The sequence below is a fragment of the Comamonas piscis genome, assembly GCF_014109725.1.
Lineage (GTDB): Bacteria > Pseudomonadota > Gammaproteobacteria > Burkholderiales > Burkholderiaceae_C > Comamonas > Comamonas piscis.
Genome location: NZ_CP058554.1, coordinates 3,781,601 through 3,798,946 on the forward strand (window position 1 = coordinate 3,781,601; position 17,346 = coordinate 3,798,946).

A 17,346-nucleotide genomic window follows, 5' to 3' on the forward strand; every position below is an offset into this window, starting at 1 on the left:
ATGACCGCATCCCTTGCAAACTCCTCCTCCTTCAAGCGCGCACGCCGTGGCCTGCTCGCCGCCGCAGGCGCAGCGCTGTTGGCCAGCCTGGGCACCACGCCCGCACTGGCCCAAGGCGACTGGCCCGCTGGCAAGGTCATCACCTGGGTGGTGCCCTACCCACCGGGCGGCAGCACCGATGTGCTGGGCCGCAATGTGGCGCAGCGCATTGGCACGGCGCTGGGCACCAACGTGATTGTGGAAAACAAAGCCGGCGCGACTGGCACCATCGGTGCCGCCTGGGTCGCCAAGGCCGCGCCGGATGGATACACCCTGCTGGGCACCTCCATCGGCCCGCAGGCGATTGCGCCGCACCTGATGGGCAAGCTGCCCTATGACCACATTGCGGCGTTTGAGCCCGTGGTCATCCTCGGCACCATCCCGCACATGCTGGTGGTGGGTGCCAAGCAGCCCTATAAAACCGTGGCCGAACTGGTGGCCGCTGGCAAGGCCCAGCCCGGCAAGCTGGCCTATGCCTCGGGCGGCAACGGCACCATCTTGCAGATGCAGGGCGAGTTGCTGCAGCAGCAGACCGGCGCCCGCTTCATCCACATTCCCTACAAGGGCGACACCCCGGCGCTGCAAGACACCCTGGGCGAGCAGGTGCAGTTCATGTTCGCGCCCGTGGCCGCTGCGCTGCCCCATGTGCAGGCCGGCAAGCTGCGCGCGCTGGCCGTCACCTCCGCCAAGCGCCTGCCTGCGCTGCCCGATGTACCGACGATGGGCGAGGTCGGCATGAAGGACTTTGTCGTCGAGCAATGGCAGGCCGTGTTTGCGCCCGCCAAGACGCCCCAGGCCGTTGTGCAGCGCCTGAACCAGGACATCAACCAGGCACTGAAAGACCCCGGCGTGGTCGCGCTGGCCGACAAGCTCGGCATCAGCCTGGTGGGCGGCACCCCACAACAGCTGGGCGACTTGCAAAAGGCCGACTCCGCCAAGTGGGCCCAGGTCATCAAAGACGGAAACATCAAGGCCGAATAAGGCACCGGCCCTTCCCATCGCCCCATTTATTTTTTTATCCCTCCCAACGGACCAACACCATGAGCCAACTTCCAGACATCATCCGTGACATCGAACGCGTCGGCGCCGACGTCGTTGCCAAGGCCAGCAGCTTCCAGGCCGCCATTCTGGCCGACGTTGCAGGCCGCCGAGGCACCATGCATGCGCGGGTGGCACCGGTCCACCAAAGCATGCAGGTTGCAGGCCCGGCATTCACCGTCGAAGTGCGCCCCGGCGACAACCTGATGATCCACGCCGCCATCGCGCTGGCCCAACCTGGCGATGTGCTGGTGATCGATGGCAAGGGCGACCAGACGGCCGCACTGATGGGCACCTTGATGCTCAGCGCCTGCAAGAAGCTCGGCCTGGCCGGCGTGATCGTTGATGGTTCCATCCGCGACAAGCTGGAGATTCTGGACCTGGACTTCCCCGTGTTCAGCGCCGGCTTCAACCCCGCCGGCCCCACCAAGTTTGTGCCCGGCCGCATCAACCACCCCATTTCGGCCGGCGGCACCACGGTCAACCCGGGTGACCTGGTCGTGGGCGATGCCGATGGCGTGGTCGTGATCGAGCGCGCCAAGGCGCCTGCGATGCTGGCCCTGGCCGACAAGAAGGTGGCCGATGAAGCCGCCCGCATCGACGCGATTGCCCGTGGCGACACGGCATCGAAATGGCTGCCCGCTGCACTGCGTGCGGCCGGCGTGCTCAAGGAAGGAGAATCGCTGTGAACCCCAGCCTCATCGTGACTGGCGCCGATCTGGCGCAGCAAGCACTGGACCTGCTCGGCGGCTACGAAGTCATCTACGCCGGCAAAACGCCGACCGAAGACGACCTGGTGGCGCTGGCCAAGCAGCATGACCCAGTGGCCATCATCGTGCGCTACGGCAAGGTGGGCGCTGCGGTGATGGATGCGGCGCCTTCGCTCAAGGTGATCTCCAAGCACGGCAGCGGCACCGACACCATCGACAAAGTCGCGGCCAAGGCGCGCGGCATCGAAGTGGTGGCCGCCGTGGGCGCCAACGCCGCCGCCGTGGCCGAGCAGGCACTTGCGCTGCTGCTGGCTTGCGCCAAATCCGTCGTGGCGCTGAATGCGCGCATGCATGCCGGCCACTGGGACAAGGCCACGCACAAGAGCCTGGAGCTGGGTGGCCGCACCGTTGGCCTGGTAGGGCTGGGCGCCATCGGCCTGCGCTTTGCCAAGATGGCCGATGCGCTGGGCATGCGCGTGATTGGCTTTGACCCCTTCGCCAAGAACCTGCCGGACTATGTGCGCAGCGTGGACCTGGACACCCTCTGGCGCGAGGCCGATGCGATCTCGCTGCACTGCCCGCTGACGGAAGAGAACCGGGGCCTGCTCAATGCCGCCACCCTGGCGCAGTGCAAGCGGGGCGTCATCGTCGTCAACACCGCACGCGGCGGTTTGATCGACGAGGCCGCCTTGCTGGATGCCGTGCGCGCAGGCCAGGTGATGGCGGCTGGCCTGGACAGCTTTGCGGTGGAGCCGATGACCGCCGGCCACCCTTTCCAAGGCGAGCCGCGCTTTATCTTGAGCCCCCACATTGGCGGTGTAACCAGCGATGCCTACGTGAACATGGGCGTGGGCGCGGCCCAAAACCTGCTGGCCGTGCTGGCCAAGGCGCCAGCCACGGCCTAAAGCGCTGGCTGGAGTGCGGGCAAGCCAGCGTTGCTGCTCGTGCATTGACCTGGGCCGGGCACACACCCGGCCCCCACACACCAAGAGGCCGCAACCATGCGGCCCGGCTCAGAGCACCTGAGCAAGACAGGAGACAAAGATGAAGCAGGTTTTTAACCGCCGCTGGCCCATAGTGCTAGCGGTCAAGACGCTGGCGGCCATCGCCTTCACAGCAGGCACGGCTACGCTGCCCGCCCAGGCGCAGAGCCACTGGCCCGACAAGCCGATCAAGCTCGTCGTGCCCTACCCGCCCGGCGGCAATGCCGACAACACCGCGCGCCTGCTGGCCACCCAGCTGACCAGCCGGCTGGGCCAGCAGGTGATTGTGGACAACCGCCCCGGCGGCAGCGGCACCATTGGCGCGGCGGCGGTAGCCAAGGCTGCACCAGACGGCTATACGCTGCTGCTCGATGCGACGGCCTTTACCGTCAACCCCAGCCTGTTCGCCAAACTGCCTTACCAGCCGGCCAAGGATTTTGCGCCGATCTCGCTGATCAACCAGGTGCCCTTGCTGCTGGTGGTGCCCGCCAGCTCGGCACTGCATACCGTCGCCGACCTGACCCGCGCCGCGCAGGCCGCGCCGGGCAAGCTCAGCTACGCCTCGGCCGGCAACGGCGGCGCGCAGCATCTGGCGGCGGAGCTGTACAAGCAAGGCGCCAAGATCGAGATGACGCATATCCCCTATCGCGGTGGTGCACCGGCCCTGACCGACCTGATTGGCGGCCAGGTGGATGTGATGTTCAGCGCCACTACGGCCAGCGGCCCCTTTGTCAAAGGCGGCAAGCTGCGTGCGCTGGCCATCAGCTCGGCGCAGCGCAGCGAAGGCTGGGAGCAGGTGCCGACGATGGCCGAATCCGGCCTGGCCGGTTTTGAGGTGAACGAGTGGAACGGCTTGTTCGCCCCCGCTGGCACGCCGCAACCGGTGCTGCAGCGCCTGGAGGAGGAAACCCGCGCCATCGTGGCCAGCCCCGAGATGAAAAAACGCTTTGCCGAACTGGGTGTACAAGGCGTAGGCTCCAGCGCGCAGTCGTTTTCCAGCTTTGTGCAGGCCGAGACGGCCAAGTGGGCCGGTGTGATCCGCGCCAGCGGCATCCGAATGGATTGAGAAAGAGACAAGCACATGTTCAAGAAGAAAAATCTGCCAGCACTGGCGCTACAAACGCTGGTGGCAGCAGCAGCGCTGGCATCCAGCGCCAGCTTTGCCCAAGCCCCCGCCTACCCCGCCAAGCCAGTGCGGCTGATCGTGGGCTTTGCCGCAGGCGGCCCCACCGATGTGGTGGCACGTGCCTTTGCCGACTACGCCGGCCGCACCCTGGGCCAGCCTTTTGTGGTGGACAACAAGCCCGGCGCCAACACCATCCTGGCGGCGCAAGCGGTGGCCAGTGCGCCCGCCGATGGCTATACCCTGCTGTTTGGCGCCACCAACCACACGATGATTCCGGGCCTGTACAGCGGGCGGGTGAAGTTTGATGCGGTCAAGTCCTTCCAGCCGCTGTGTACGGTGGCCACCAGCCCAACTGTGCTGGTAGTGGGCCCGGGCCTGCCCGTCAAGACCTTGGCCGACTACATGGCCCGCGCCCGCAAGGAACCCGGCCGCACCACGGCAGGCACCGCCGGCATGGGCAGCTCGGGCCACTTTGCGACCGAGATGTTTGCCCGCGCCAATGGCCTGCAGCTGAACCATGTGCCCTACAAGGGCGCCGCCCCGGTGGTGACCGACTTGATGGGCGGCCAGCTCGACAGCTCCTTCGCCACCTTGGGATCGGTGCTGCCGCAGATCAAAAGCGGCAAGCTCAGCGCACTGGCTGTCGCCTCGCCCAAGCGCTCGTCGCTGCTGCCCGATGTTCCGACCTTTGCCGAATCTGGCGGTGGCAAGTACTCGGCCGATGCCTGGTACGGCGTGCTGGCTCCCGCCGGTCTGCCCGCAGCAGTAGCGCAGCAGTTGGAGAAGGCAGCCCGCGATTTTGCAGGCAGTGCAGCGGCCATTGAGAAGCTGCACAGCCTGGGCCTGGATGCCGATTCCACCTGCGGCCAGGCTTTCAGCACCCAAGTGGCGCGCGAAGTGACGACCTATACCCAGATCGCGCGCGACCTGGATCTCAAAGCCGATTGATCCCGCGCCCACAACGACACTTGCTATTAGGAGACAACATGCCCCGCTTTATCCGACCCCTGATCGCCGCTTGCGCGCTGGCCGCCACCATGGCGCATGCCGCCTTCCCCGAGCGCCCTATCACCATCGTGGTGCCCTACGCCCCGGGCGGCGCGGCCGATGCGGTGGCCCGCGTGCTGGCCACCCGCATGGGCAGCAAGCTGGGCACCAGCGTGATCGTGGAAAACAAGGCCGGCGCCAGCGGCACCATTGGCGCGAGCTTTGTCGCCAAGGCCAAGGCCGATGGCTACACCATGCTGTACGACGCGACGCCCTACTCGATCAACCCGCACCTGTTCGCCAAGATGCCCTATGCAGCCAATGCACTGCAGCCGCTGTCGCTGGTGCTGTTGGCCCCCAATGCGCTTGTCGTCAAGGCAGAGTCGCCGCTGAAGAACGTGAACGACCTGATCGCCAAGGCCAAGGCCGAACCGGGCAAGATCAACTTTGCATCGGGCGGCAGTGGCACCGTGCAGCGCCTGGCGGCCGAGCTGTTCCGCCAACAACTGGGGCTGGACATGGTGCATGTTCCCTATAAGAGCGGCGGCCCGGCGATTGCCGATGTGATGGGTGGCCAGGTGGATTTTATGTTCGCCACCGTTGCCGCTTCCTACCCGCTGGTGAGCGGCGGCAAGCTGCGCGCGCTGGCTGTCTCCTCGCCCCAGCGCTCGGCCCGTTTGCCAGAGGTGCCCACGGTGGCTGAGACGGTCATCCCCGGCTACGAAGCCTATGAGTGGAATGGCGTGCTGCTGCCCGCTGGTACGCCAGCCGCTATCTCCAAACAACTGCACCAGGTGATTGCCGAGGTGCTGAAGGAAGACGAGGTCAAGCAACGCCTGTCGGACCTGGGCGCACAGCCCGTGGGCTCGACGCCTGCGGAGTTCAGCGCCTTTCTGAAAAAGGAAGATGCCAAATGGGGCGAGGTGGTGAAGAAGGGCAATATCAAACTCGACTGAGCCCCATCCCACTGGCCGCCGCTGCAGCGGCCAGCCCCGCCTTCATAACACGCCTGCACCGCGATGACCTTGCCTGATCTCTCCACCCCCGTGCCGCATTCGGTCGGCCTGAACCGACCCACGCGCGCCCTGCCTGCGCTGGCCTGCGACAGCCATATGCACATCTTCGACACGCGCTTTGCGCCGTCGGCACACTGGCCGCGCACGCCACCCCATGCGCCGGTAGCGGCATACCGGCAGCTGCAACAGCGCCTGGGCACTTCGCGCACGGTGGTGGTCACGCCCTCTACCTACGGCACCGACAATGCTTGCACCCTGGATGCCCTCGACCAACTGGGCGACAGCGCGCGCGGCGTGGCGGTGGTGGATGCCGACGTGAGCGATGCCGAGCTGGCCCGCCTGGCGGCGCGACGCGTTTGCGGGCTGCGGCTGAACTTTGTCTCGCCCCAGTCCTGGGGAACCACTACGGCCGACATGCTGCAGACCCTGGCGCAGAAGCTGGCCCGCCACCCGGACTGTGCCGTCTGGCATATCCAGGTGTTTGCCGAGCCGGTGCAGATCATTGAATTGCAGCCGGTGCTGCAGCAGCTGCCCGTACCCTTGGTGATCGACCATCTGGGCCGCATTGACCCGGCCGAAGGCGCATCGGCCGAGGCCTATGGCGTGCTGCGCCGTCTGCTGGATGGCGGCCGTTGCTGGGTCAAGCTCTCTGGCGCCTATATGCGCTCCCAGGTGCATGGCCCCAGCTATGCCGATACCGTGCCACTGGGCCGCGCCCTTGTGCAGGCCGCCCCTGAGCGCCTGGTGTGGGGCTCTGACTGGCCGCACACCACCGAGCGGCCGGGTACCGTCAACGATACGGACCTGGTCAATCTTCTGCAGACCTGGTCGGCATCGGATGCGGTGATGGACCGCATTTTGGTGGACAACCCCGCTCAGCTCTACGGCTTCGATCGTCGCTAAACCCTGGCAAGATCCAGCTCGCACCCCACCCGTTTTTGATGCCAAAAAGGCTAGCCTATGTTTTTGCTGCAATCCCCTGAAGTCCGCCCCCTGGACACCTTCAGCGCCATGCCCGAATCCTTTCGCCGCCGTGAGCGCAGCGCCTGGGCCGATGCCAACAGGGGCGGCGCGATAACCGATTCATTTCTGGAAGGCCCGGTGTTGGACGAGGCGGGCAACCTCTATGTCAGCGATATCCCCTGGGGCCGCATTTTTCGCATTGATGCGCAAGGCCAGTGGAGCCTGGTCGCAGAGTATGACGGGGAGCCCAATGGCATGAAGTTTCTGGCGCCGGGCAAGCTGCTGATCACCGACTACAAGAACGGCCTGGTGCAGCTGGATGTGGCCAGCGGCACGGTGACGCCCTATCTGGAACGCCGCAACAGCGAGAGCTTCAAGGGGGTGAACGACCTGATTTTTGATGCCGATGGGAACCTGTACTTTAGCGACCAGGGCCAGAGCGGCCTGCATGACCCCAGCGGCCGGCTGTACCGCCTGCGCCCCAACGGCCAGCTCGATCTGCTGCTGAGCAATGTGCCCAGCCCCAATGGGGTGGCGCTGTCACCCGATGGCCGTGTGCTGTATTTGGCGGTGACGCGGGGCAACTGCGTCTGGCGCGTGCCCTTGCTGCCCGATGGCAGCGTCGCCAAGGTGAGCCAGTTCTTTACCTCCTACGGCCCCAGCGGCCCCGATGGCCTGGCCGTTGATGCCCAAGGCCATGTGCTGGTCGCCAACCCGGGCCTGGGCTATGTCTGGGTGCTGAACCACCTGGCCGAGCCGGTGCAGGTGCTCTGCGGCATCAAGGGCAGCTCCACCACCAATCTGGCCTTTGGGGGTGCGGATCGCAAACAGCTGTTTGTCACCGATTCCACCTATGGCCGCATATTGACGACAACCTTGGCTACCGCTGGTATGCCGATTCACCAAGGCAAGACAAGCTAACGCAGCGTAAACGCAAAGCGCATCGTGTCATTGGCCGCCTGCGCTGGCACGCTGGCATGCACCTCATGGGGGTAGCGCTGCAGCCGCACGCGCAGGCCCCAGCCAGACAGGGCTTCCAGCCGCTCGGCCAGCATGCGGGCCGATTCCGGATCGCCATCGGCATCGCGGTCGCCCACGACCACCATCAGGCGGCTGGTGGCGCCCACCTTGCCGGCCTGCACCTTGTCGCGGAACACGCGCTCCTCGTCCAGAATGCTCTGGCCGTTCCATTCCATCGAGGGACTGGCCGCCACAATCGACTCAAAGGCCTGGGGGTGCTCGTACAGCGCATAGAGCGCAAACAGCCCGCCAAAGGAATGGCCAAACAGCGACTGTCGCTCCAGGTTGACGGGGTAGCGCTGGGCGATCTCGCTGCGCAGCTTGCCGGTCAAAAAATCCAGAAACGGCGCGCGTGCGCCGCTTTTGTATTTGGCAAAGGGGCGCACCTCGGGCGACAGCGGCTCGCGCAGCTGCGCTGTGTAGTCGGCCATGCGGCGCACATCCCAGGCTTTGTCGCCCGGGTAGCCCACGCCCACGATGATGGCCTTGCCCACGGGCAAGTAGTCCTGCACCCAGCGTGCCTGCGCAAACGAGCCAAAGTAGGCATTGCCATCGAGCACATAGAGCACCGGGTAACCGCCCTTGGGGGGCTCGCCCTTCTCAGGCGCGGAGACAAAGATGCGGTAGACCTCGCCGTTGTCCGATGGCATGTCCCAGACCTGGGTGGCGGGCATCACATAGGGGCTGGCGGGTGTTGGGGTGGTGGCAGGGGTGGCCGCTGCGGGTGCAGCGCCCTCCTGGGCGGTTTGCGCACCCGCCTGCGGCGCAGCGACCAGCAAGCCAGCCAGCAGCGCCGCGCAGGTGCCTTGTTGGAAGGTAGACAAGCGCATGGGCAGCTTAAAAATCATGGCGCAGGTTAGCACTGAACTTGCGTGGCTCGCCAAACGGCGCGTACTCGCGGCCATACAGATGGCGGTAGCTGCGGTCCGTCAGGTTGCTGATGACGAGGTTCAGCTGGGTCTTGGGAGTAATGCGGTAGCGGGCGTTCAGGCCCACCAGCACCAGCGCGCCCTGCTCAATGGTCCAGGCATTGGCACCCGAGCCGCCATTTTTATAGGCCTTGCTGGTAGCAGCCACATTGCCGCCCAATGACCACTGCGTACCCGGCAGTTGGTAGTTGGCGGCCAAGCGCATGCTGTGGCGGGGCTGTTCGGTGCGGAAGCGCTGGTCCTTTTGCGGGCCGGCAACATACTCGGCGCTGGTGTAGGTGTAGCCGGCTGCCAGGTTCAGCTCGCGGCTCACCTGGCCGTTCACGCCCAGGTCAATACCTTGGCTGACGACCTTGCCCGCTGCGGTATAGCAGGCGCCGCCGCAGGCATTGCTGGGGTTGTTGGGCACCGAAGAATCGAGCACCGCCAGGTTGGACTGCGCCAGGCGGAACAGCGCGGCCGATACATTCAAGCGCTTGTTCAGCAGCTCACCCTTGATACCCACTTCGTAGTTGGCACCCACGACCGGGTCGAGCACATTGCCATCCTGGCTGCGGTTGGTTTGGGGGTTGAAGATGTCCGAGTAGCTGGCATAGGCCGAGTACTGGGAGTTGATGTCGTAGACCAGGCCGGCATACGGCGTGACCACGCCCTTCTCTTTAGGGGCCACCACGCCGGTCAAGGTGTTCTTGCGCTCGTAGTTGCTAATGCGGGTGCCGGTGATCAGCTTGAGCGAGTCGGTCAGGCTCCAGCGCGCCACGCCGTAGACGCCCATATTGCTGGTCTTGGTCTTGCTGGTCGATGCACGCAGACCATCGGGGATGGGGCCCAGGCCTTCGGGGTCAAAGGTGTAGACATTGATGGGGGTGGTGGACGAGTAGCCGGTGCCCGCGTTCTCGTCGCGGAAGCTGGTGCCGTTCATACCGACCGTCAACTCATGCTTGCGCCCCAAGAAATCAAACGGCCCGGTGGCATACACATCGACCACATTGCTTTCCATCACCGAGGTGTAGTTGCGCTGACGGCTGCCAATAAACAGGCCATCGCCGGTGGCGGGGTTCAGGTTGCCCGATAGGCTGCTGAAGTTCTCGATATCGTTGTTGGTCTTTTGCCAGGAGTAGTTGGCCTTCAGGCTCCAGGCGCCGGCCAGCTGCTGACTCAGGCCCACGGTGTAGATGTTGTAGTCGCGCACCGAGCGGTGGTCGGCATCGCCCCAGAAGGACGAGCGCGACAGGCCGGCATCGCTGCCATCGGCCGCCAGCGGCACGCCAAAGTGGCCCCGGCTGGTGTCCTTTTGCAGCTGCACGCTGGCGCTCAGGGTGGTGGTGGGGCTCAGGTCGGCCTCCACAATGCCGTAGCCCGCATAGCGGTCGCGGTAGACATAGTCGGTGAAGGATTCGCTGTTGTCCGCCACGGCCACCAAACGGCCCCGGATCACACCCGAGTCGATCAGCGGGCCGGACACATCACCCACCAGGCGCCGCTCCTTCCACGAACCCAACTGCACCTCGCCCTGCGCCTGGAAGGTATCGGTCGGGCGCTTGAGCACCATATTGACCGTGCCACCCGGGCTGCCCGCACCGGCCATCAGGCCAGCAGCGCCCTGCAGCACCTCGACCCGGTCGACAAAGGCGCTGTCAAACTTGGGCGAGCGGTTGCCGCTGTCAATGCCTGAAGGCGTGGCCATGCCATCGACCTGGGCCTGCATGCTAAAGCCCCGGCTGTAATAGCTGGCACCAATGCTGCCGCCATCGACCGCAAACACCCCGCTCACCGCGCGCAAGGCGTCGTCCACCGAGGTCATCCCCGCATCGTCCATCTGCTTGCGAGAGATGACGGTGAGGGTCTGCGGGGTCTCGCGCTGGCTCAGGTTCAGCTTGGAGCTGGTGCTGGAATGCCCTGCCGCATAGCTGTCCGTGCCTTCGGTGCTGCCGCTGCGGTTGGCGGCAGCCGTCACCGTGACGGTGTTCAAGGTCATGTCCGATGCAGCTGTCGCACCCGTGGCAGCCGGGGTGGCCGCTGGCGCTTTGCGCAGCACATAGGTGGCACCGCCTTGTCGAACCACCTCAAAACCGCTGCCGCGCAGCAGCTGGGCAAAGCCCTCCGCCTCGCCATAGCTGCCTTGCAGGCCGCTGCTGCGCAGTCCCGCGAGGGTGGACTGCTCAAACACCAGCTGCACCCCGGCCGTTGCCGCGTACTGCGCCAGCACATCGGACAGCGGGCCCGCTGCAATCGCGTAGCTCTTGGCAGCGGCTGCCGGCTCGGCCGCCATGGCAAACGGCGCTGCCAGCGCCAGGCCTGCGGCACTGCCCCCGACGAGGGTGGCGCGGATGGCGCCATGCAGCAAAGCCAGCGCAAAGCGTTCACGGTGCCGGCTGCGGCGTTGGGAAGAGGTAGTCATGGTTCGTCGTCCTGGTGATCTGGGAAAAAGAGCGGCACTGCATAGCGCCATTGCCCTGTACACCGAACGAGATCCAAAAAGTGATCACTTGAATTGAAAAATAGTTGAAAAAAATTTTCAGCCCCCCCAACCGCAGCCGCTGTCGCGCTCGCGCCCCCTGTCCCCCAAGCGATGCCCCAGGCCAGCACGTCAGCCAAGCGTAAGATCACAAAGATACATTTTGTAATACAAAGCATCAGATGGCCTGCGCGTGGCGCTTCAAGCAGCGCTGCGCCGCCATCAGCCAGCCGCACAAAGACAGGCACACATCAGCCAACCAGGACAGGGGGACACCATGGCAAGACGCAAGAAAAGCAGCGGGTTCGAAGACATGCTGGACCTGTTGGCCATGCTGCCCTGGTGGATCTGTGTGGCACTGGCGGCAGCGAGCTATTTCTTTCTGCACCCTTGGGCGGTGGTGCCGCCGACCGCAGACATCGCAGGCCGCCCTGGCGACATGATGGCGGCCGTGGTCCAGAAGGGGCTCATCTATGGGCTGGCCTCCATCGGCCAGTACCTGCTGCCCTTCATGTGCTTGATCGCCGCCGCCATGTCGGCCTGGCGCAGAAAGCAGCGCAAGGCCCTGGTCAGCACGGTGGCACAGGCGCAAGACGCAGCCGCGCTCGACGGCATCAGCTGGCGCGAGTTTGAACTGCTGGTGGGTGAGGCCTACCGCCTGCAGGGCTACCGCATCATCGAGCTGGGTGGCAATGGGCCTGATGGCGGCGTGGACCTGGTGTTGCTCAAGGGCAGCGAGAAGTTCCTCGTCCAATGCAAGCAGTGGAAGGCCCAGAGCGTGGGCGTCGCCATCGTGCGCGAGCTGTATGGCGTCATGGCCGCCAGGGGCGCCACCGGTGGCTTTGTGGTCACATCAGGGCGCTACAGCAACGATGCCCAGGCCTTTGCGCGCGGTCGCAATATCACGCTGGTGGATGGCCCCCAGCTGTTTGCCATGGTGCAACGCGCACGGCAATCCATGCTCAGCCCCCGCACGGAGCGGGCTCCCGCCACGGTCACCAAACCCCAAGCAGCTGTAGCTGCCGCTCCGTCCGCCGTGGCCCCATCCACGGCACAACCCGCCTGCCCACGTTGCAGCGCCGCGATGGAGCTGCGCACCGCACGCCAGGGTACCCATGCCGGCAAGTCCTTCTGGGGCTGCTCGACCTTCCCGGGTTGCCGTGGCACGCTTGCTGCGGCGTGATGGATGCTTGAAGGTCTGACTATGGCCGTGTTGTCCACCTCTCGCAATGCAGGCGGTCGCAACCTACAACGCTCGCTGGTACTGCTGGCCCTGGTCTGCTCCGCCGCGCATGTGTATGCGCAAAAGCCGGTCTACCGCTGCGAAACGGCTGGGCGCGTGAGCTACTCCGATACACCCTGTTTAGGCGCCCAAGAAATCGATGCGACTCCTACCCAGGGCATGGACAAGATGACAGGCAAGAGCCGCAAGGGCCAGGACGTGCAGCGCGCCGAACGCAACGCTGCCTTTGCAGAGGCCTTCCAGCCCCTGACAGGAATGAACGCCGATGAGTACCGGGTGTACCAGCGCCGCTTCAAGCTGAGCCCCGCCGACAAGCTGGAGTGCGCACGGCTGGACAACCGCCTGCCCGGGCTCAAAAAGTCTGTGCAAGCAGCTGCAGCCAACGACCTGGCCCAGGCCGAGGTCGATCTGTACAAGGCGCGCAAGCGCTTCAATGATTTGAACTGCTAGCCGCTAACTTGTCTTTTTAAACGGCAAAGCAGAGGCCAGCGCTTGCCAAATGCCAGCGCAAGCTTGTGTCAATCCAGGGGAACATTCCCCAAGCCCATCCCATGGCCGTGGCGATCCTGGACTTGGAGCTGCCCACCAAAGCGATTGTTGGGCTCGCTACTCAGATAGCCGGTCATCAGCACGCCATCGCGAGTCCACAGGCACCTCACCGACGGGAACTCGGCGTCGATACGGTTGCACACGACCTGCCCGTCTTCGCTGGTCAGGTAGTCACCCTCCAAGCTCGTCAGTTTCACGAGCTTGAATGCCGGAAGGCTTTGACCGTAGAAACCGATCCACCACTGGCCCAGCAGGCCTTGCAAGCTGGCAGCATCCGGCTCCAGCGACATACGCACAATGCGCTTGGGCTCCTCACCGGGAATGGAGGCAATGCCCACCAAACGGTTGTCGTCGTAGCCTTGTCGTACCGCATTCTCAGAAAAGCGAATCGACAGATCACCCGCGGAATCCACCAAATGTCCGCTCGCTGCCGGTCCGCCCAAAGCGCGGCCACCAGCGTATCGGTTGAGCGGAAAACTGGCATTGATGCCTTGGTACAGACCGCTCCCCATATGGAAGGTCGGTGCACCATCTGGCAGGTAATTGAATACCTGGGCCAGCACCATGCCGTTTTGCACATCGATGGCAAAACCCCGCCCCGGTTTACCAAGCAGCTCCTCCTCCACCACCCAGGTTCCGCTGCTGGGGCTGGTCACCGGATTGCAGTTGCGCGGATAGCCAACATATGCGTCGATAAAGGAGCCACAGCCAGTGATGGACACCTCTCCGCCTCCAGCCACCGTGATGCCCTGAAGCGGCAGTTGTTGACTGACACCATTGCTCAGAATATCAACCGTGCCGTAGACATCAATGCCCGCAATATGCAGACGCAGCGACTGTATATTTGCCTGCTCCGTGGGGAGTCCACCATCGATGGGTTTGCAGGTATATACATCCCGACCATCCAGCCGCTCGCAATCCATTCGCTGCCGCAAATCACCGGGTATGTCGCGCAAGGTCATCAGCATTCCACGACCCGGGGTGGCAGAAGCACTCAGAGACATATTCGCAAAAAACGCCATCTGGCGATCGGCATCTACCGCCGAAACGATGAATCTGCGGGACCGTCCCTGGACCCAGTAGCGGTTTTCAAATTCAGCACTTTGCATATGAAAGCGCTGTATGGCAACCTCTTCCTCGCCGGGAAACTGCACTGTGCCTTGCAGGCCATTGGCAAAGCTGACGGTGACATTGCCGGGCGATCCATCTTCCACGGCATCCCTTGCGGCACTGCCAAAACTGCGCCCACCGCTGTAGCGGTTCAGCGGGGCGGTGATGGCATTGCCGTCCATCTGGCCAGTGGCCATATAGAAAGTGGCATCGCCATTTTTTTCATAGCCAAAGACCTGCATGAAAAAGGTATTGCCCTGCACATCAATGGCAAGGCCGCGCCCTGGTTTGCCATCGAGCTCCTCGCTGATGATCCAGGTGCCCGCTTGCGGCGTGAAATCTCGCGCAGCCCAGCTGGAGACATGTGAAAAAGCAAGGCCAGCTGCAAGCACGGCCGTGCGTAAGGCTTGAATACGGATGGGAAGGCGCACTCTCTCTCCTATTTGATTATCGAATCAGTATAGATGAGCAGCTAATGAATTCCCCAAAGAAAGTGACAGCCGTCGCAATGGCGCCGGCGATTTATCGATCCGAATCAGCGGCCCATTTCTTGGGCTAGCCTGCATTAATCCTGCCAATAAGCTAGCAGAGAATATTGAAGCCCCGCTGCGCATGCTGCACCAGGAATACGCTGCAGGGAATATTGCCGAGGACTATGGATGCGCTGCAAAACCCTCGCCAAGCGGGATGGACGCGGATCGGGATGAGCCGCAAGGCGTCTTTTGCAGTCGAGCCGTAGCTATTGACAAGGAAGACAACGCAGCGGATCGCCCGAGTCGGCGTTCAGACCACGGCAGGGAGTTTTGTAGAGGGTCCCTAGAGATTCAACGCCAACTCCGGCCCCTCCGCCCAGGACACACAGGTACACATCGCATGGCCGCGCAATGCAGGCGCGATGCTGTCGCGGTGGATGGGGGTGCCACTGACCACCTCGGTCAGACAGGCACCGCAGACGCCGCGCCGGCACTCGTAACCGGTCCAGGCGCCCGCAGCCAGCAAAGCATCCAGCAAGGATTGGCCGGGCTCCATATCAATACTCAGGCCCGATTGCACCAAGGTGACCCGCAATGGGCCATCGCTGGCATCGGCAGCGGCGCCAAAGCTCTCGCTGTGGACGCGCCCGGGCGCCCAGCCCAATTGCGCGGCAGCGGCGCGCACGGCGCCCACCAAACCTGCAGGCCCGCAGACATAGACCTGGCTGCCGGGCACTTGCGCGGCCAGCAAGCCGGGCAGGTCCAGGCTGCTGCGGCCGATGTGGGTCTGGGCAGGCAGATCAGGCGCCAGCGGCCACTGCCGGGTCGCGTCGTGCACGATCTGGTGCAAGGCAAAGCTTTGCCCTTGTTGCTGCAGGTGCTCGGCCATGCTCAGCAAGGGGGTGATGCCGATACCGCCGCCGATCAACAGCGCATGCGGCGCATCCGGCTGCAGCGCGAATTCATGGGCCAGCTCCAGCACGCGCACCTTGTCCCCCACGGCCAGCTGGTCGTGGACAAAATGCGATCCACCCTGGCTCTGCGCTGTGCGCAGCACAGCGATGCTGTAGTGGTCCAGCTCTGGGCCGGTGTGCAGCAAGGAGTAGCGCCGCACCAGGCCGTCCAGATCCAGCGCGATGTGGGCACCAGGTTCTGCGTCGGGCAGCATCTGGCCTTCGGCGTGGCGCAGCACCAGGCGCACGATATCGGTGGCGATGGCTTGCTTGTCAGCGACCACCAGGTCCAGGCTTGTCAGGGGTTCCATAACAGTCTCAAGGGTTGTAAGGCGAGGCTTCCAGCAGGCGCCAGCGCTGGGGCAGGTTCAGCGGCGTGCTGCGCCATCTCTCCACCCGGAACTCGATCCAGCGCCCGGTTCCTCCTGTCTGGTCGATGTCGGCCTCGACACCAAAATGGGCGCGCGCATGGCCGGTCAGCTGCAACTGGCGCGCGCCTTCAAAGTCCGGAAAGACCAGGCCACAGCGCGACTCCAGCTCCAGATTGCCCAAGGTGTTGAACATGCTGTTGCCGTTGAAATCAGGGATGCGCAGCACCTGGCCCTGTTGTTGCACAAAGCCAGGCCGGCCACCCCGGTGCGATACATCGGCGTCCTCGCTGGGGCCCAGGCTGGCGATGAACAAGGTGTCGGCGCCAGCAATCCAGGCGGAAGTGGCCTCGTCCAGCAGCGTGCCCGAGGTGGCTTCCGCGCAGGTGCTGTTGTCGGAGGTGGGTTCTGCCTCCAGCGGCAGCAGCTCGCGCTTCTGGATATAGCGGGGGCAGACCGGAAAGGCCTGGCCGACTGCCACATCCAGCGCCTGCGCGGATGCTTGCGCCACATGGCCATTGACCCGCAGGCGCCTGCGCGTCTGCAGCTCGATCAGCAGCACGGCGATGGATTGCGTGGGCTGCAGATCGGCGAGGGGCACGATGCTGGCCAGCACACCCTGCGGATCACTGCTGGCCACATGCAGGCTGCGCAGGTCATCGCTGGCCTGCACAAAGCCGGGCTCGCCACTCAACAGGCAAGCCCACATGGCGCCTGCCGCATCGGCCGCGCCCACTATGCACCAGCGCTGCTGGCCCACAAAGTTCCGCGCCGCCGCCGGAATGCCGGGGCTGATGCTGCGGCTGTTGATGAGCGCGGTGCCGCGCTCGCCCGTGCGCTCCTGCACCAGGCGTTCGCCAGCGTGAAAGATGGTTTCGTCCATATCGGCTCCTTGTCAGGTGCGGGGTCGCACGGGTGTCAGCAAACGGGCTTAGAACGTGACCAAGGTATGGCCCGCGTCCAGATGGCGCGAGAGATCCAGCACACCCGTGGTGCCAGGGATGGTCTTGTCGCGCACCAGCGCAATACCGGTAGGTGCCAGGCCTGCGCCCGCACCAAACACGTCCGCACAGCCGCCGCAGGCAACGATGTGGTCCAGCACGGCTTCGTACAGCGCATGGCCGGGGTGTTCTGGCTTGACCAGCTCGGCAGGCCAGCGCACGCCCGTGCCTTGGAACACCAGGTCGAAGTCGCGGTTCTTTTCCTTGAGCTCATAGGCCAGGAACAGCGCGTTCACGACGCGGCCCAGCGCTTCTTGCGTGCCGGATTGGGGATCGGAAAAAACAACGATGACGGTTTTCATAAATAGTCCTTTGGGGCGGCGTTGAGACAAAAACGAAGGTTGCCGCCACGGAAGCAAATTTATCTATTTACTCAAACG

At 64.3% G+C, this 17,346-nt stretch carries 16 protein-coding genes; 10 read left to right on the forward strand and 6 right to left on the reverse strand.

Annotated elements, in window-relative coordinates; genetic code table 11:
* The 8 genes from HS961_RS17060 to HS961_RS17095 all read left to right on the forward strand — a co-directional run bounded on the left by HS961_RS17060 (position 1) and on the right by HS961_RS17095 (position 7,783).
* Positions 1-1,020 (forward strand): Bug family tripartite tricarboxylate transporter substrate binding protein, encoded by a 1,020-nt coding sequence (locus tag HS961_RS17060; protein WP_182324032.1) that lies wholly within the window; start codon positions 1-3, stop codon positions 1,018-1,020.
* Positions 1,021-1,079: 59 nt separating this feature from the next.
* Positions 1,080-1,766: an RraA family protein gene (locus HS961_RS17065; protein WP_182324034.1), complete on the forward strand. Its 687-nt coding sequence runs from the start codon at positions 1,080-1,082 to the stop codon at positions 1,764-1,766.
* A complete protein-coding gene (locus HS961_RS17070; protein WP_182324036.1) occupies positions 1,763-2,692 on the forward strand; it encodes an NAD(P)-dependent oxidoreductase in 930 nt (309 codons plus the stop codon). Before HS961_RS17065 ends, HS961_RS17070 begins: the two co-directional genes overlap by 4 nt.
* Positions 2,693-2,831: 139 nt before the next feature.
* Positions 2,832-3,836 (forward strand): tripartite tricarboxylate transporter substrate binding protein, encoded by a 1,005-nt coding sequence (locus HS961_RS17075; protein WP_182324038.1) that lies wholly within the window; start codon positions 2,832-2,834, stop codon positions 3,834-3,836.
* Between the two features lie 15 nt (positions 3,837-3,851).
* Positions 3,852-4,844, forward strand: a complete 993-nt coding sequence (locus HS961_RS17080) for a tripartite tricarboxylate transporter substrate binding protein (protein ID WP_182324040.1) — start codon at positions 3,852-3,854, stop codon at positions 4,842-4,844.
* A gap of 38 nt (positions 4,845-4,882) precedes the next feature.
* A complete protein-coding gene (locus tag HS961_RS17085; protein WP_182324042.1) occupies positions 4,883-5,839 on the forward strand; it encodes a tripartite tricarboxylate transporter substrate binding protein in 957 nt (318 codons plus the stop codon).
* Positions 5,840-5,902: 63 nt separating this feature from the next.
* Positions 5,903-6,802, forward strand: coding sequence for an amidohydrolase family protein (locus HS961_RS17090; RefSeq protein WP_182324044.1), 900 nt, complete (start codon positions 5,903-5,905; stop codon positions 6,800-6,802).
* Positions 6,803-6,859: 57 nt separating this feature from the next.
* Positions 6,860-7,783, forward strand: a complete 924-nt coding sequence (locus HS961_RS17095; protein ID WP_182324046.1) for an SMP-30/gluconolactonase/LRE family protein — start codon at positions 6,860-6,862, stop codon at positions 7,781-7,783.
* Here the strand turns inward: HS961_RS17095 and HS961_RS17100 are convergent.
* Together HS961_RS17100 and HS961_RS17105 are read right to left on the reverse strand one after the other, a co-directional pair.
* A complete protein-coding gene (locus HS961_RS17100; protein WP_182324048.1) occupies positions 7,780-8,712 on the reverse strand; it encodes an alpha/beta hydrolase in 933 nt (310 codons plus the stop codon). The two genes, HS961_RS17095 and HS961_RS17100, sit on opposite strands and share 4 nt — an antisense overlap.
* A 7-nt stretch (positions 8,713-8,719) precedes the next feature.
* Complete coding sequence (locus HS961_RS17105) at positions 8,720-11,212, reverse strand: TonB-dependent siderophore receptor (protein ID WP_182324050.1); 2,493 nt, start codon at positions 11,210-11,212, stop codon at positions 8,720-8,722.
* A gap of 334 nt (positions 11,213-11,546) precedes the next feature.
* Between HS961_RS17105 and HS961_RS17110 the strand changes: the two genes are divergently transcribed.
* Positions 11,547-12,452, forward strand: coding sequence for a restriction endonuclease (locus HS961_RS17110; protein WP_182324052.1), 906 nt, complete (start codon positions 11,547-11,549; stop codon positions 12,450-12,452).
* A 21-nt stretch (positions 12,453-12,473) separates the two neighbouring features.
* Positions 12,474-12,962, forward strand: a complete 489-nt coding sequence (locus HS961_RS17115) for a DUF4124 domain-containing protein (RefSeq protein ID WP_238347636.1) — start codon at positions 12,474-12,476, stop codon at positions 12,960-12,962.
* A 68-nt stretch (positions 12,963-13,030) separates the two neighbouring features.
* Here the strand turns inward: HS961_RS17115 and HS961_RS17120 are convergent, their stop codons facing one another.
* The 4 genes from HS961_RS17120 to HS961_RS17135 form a co-directional block, all read right to left on the reverse strand.
* Positions 13,031-14,602, reverse strand: coding sequence for a hypothetical protein (locus tag HS961_RS17120; RefSeq protein WP_182324056.1), 1,572 nt, complete (start codon positions 14,600-14,602; stop codon positions 13,031-13,033).
* 385 nt (positions 14,603-14,987) lie between these two features.
* The gene (locus HS961_RS17125) at positions 14,988-15,908 is read right to left on the reverse strand and encodes a PDR/VanB family oxidoreductase (protein WP_182324058.1); all 921 of its coding nucleotides are present in this window, start codon (positions 15,906-15,908) and stop codon (positions 14,988-14,990) included.
* A 7-nt stretch (positions 15,909-15,915) separates the two neighbouring features.
* Entirely contained in the window at positions 15,916-16,848 is a 933-nt protein-coding gene (locus tag HS961_RS17130) for a pyridoxamine 5'-phosphate oxidase family protein (RefSeq protein ID WP_182324060.1), read from the reverse strand.
* A 48-nt stretch (positions 16,849-16,896) separates the two neighbouring features.
* Complete coding sequence (locus tag HS961_RS17135; RefSeq protein WP_021026377.1) at positions 16,897-17,268, reverse strand: DsrE family protein; 372 nt, start codon at positions 17,266-17,268, stop codon at positions 16,897-16,899.
* Positions 17,269-17,346 lie beyond the last annotated feature (78 nt).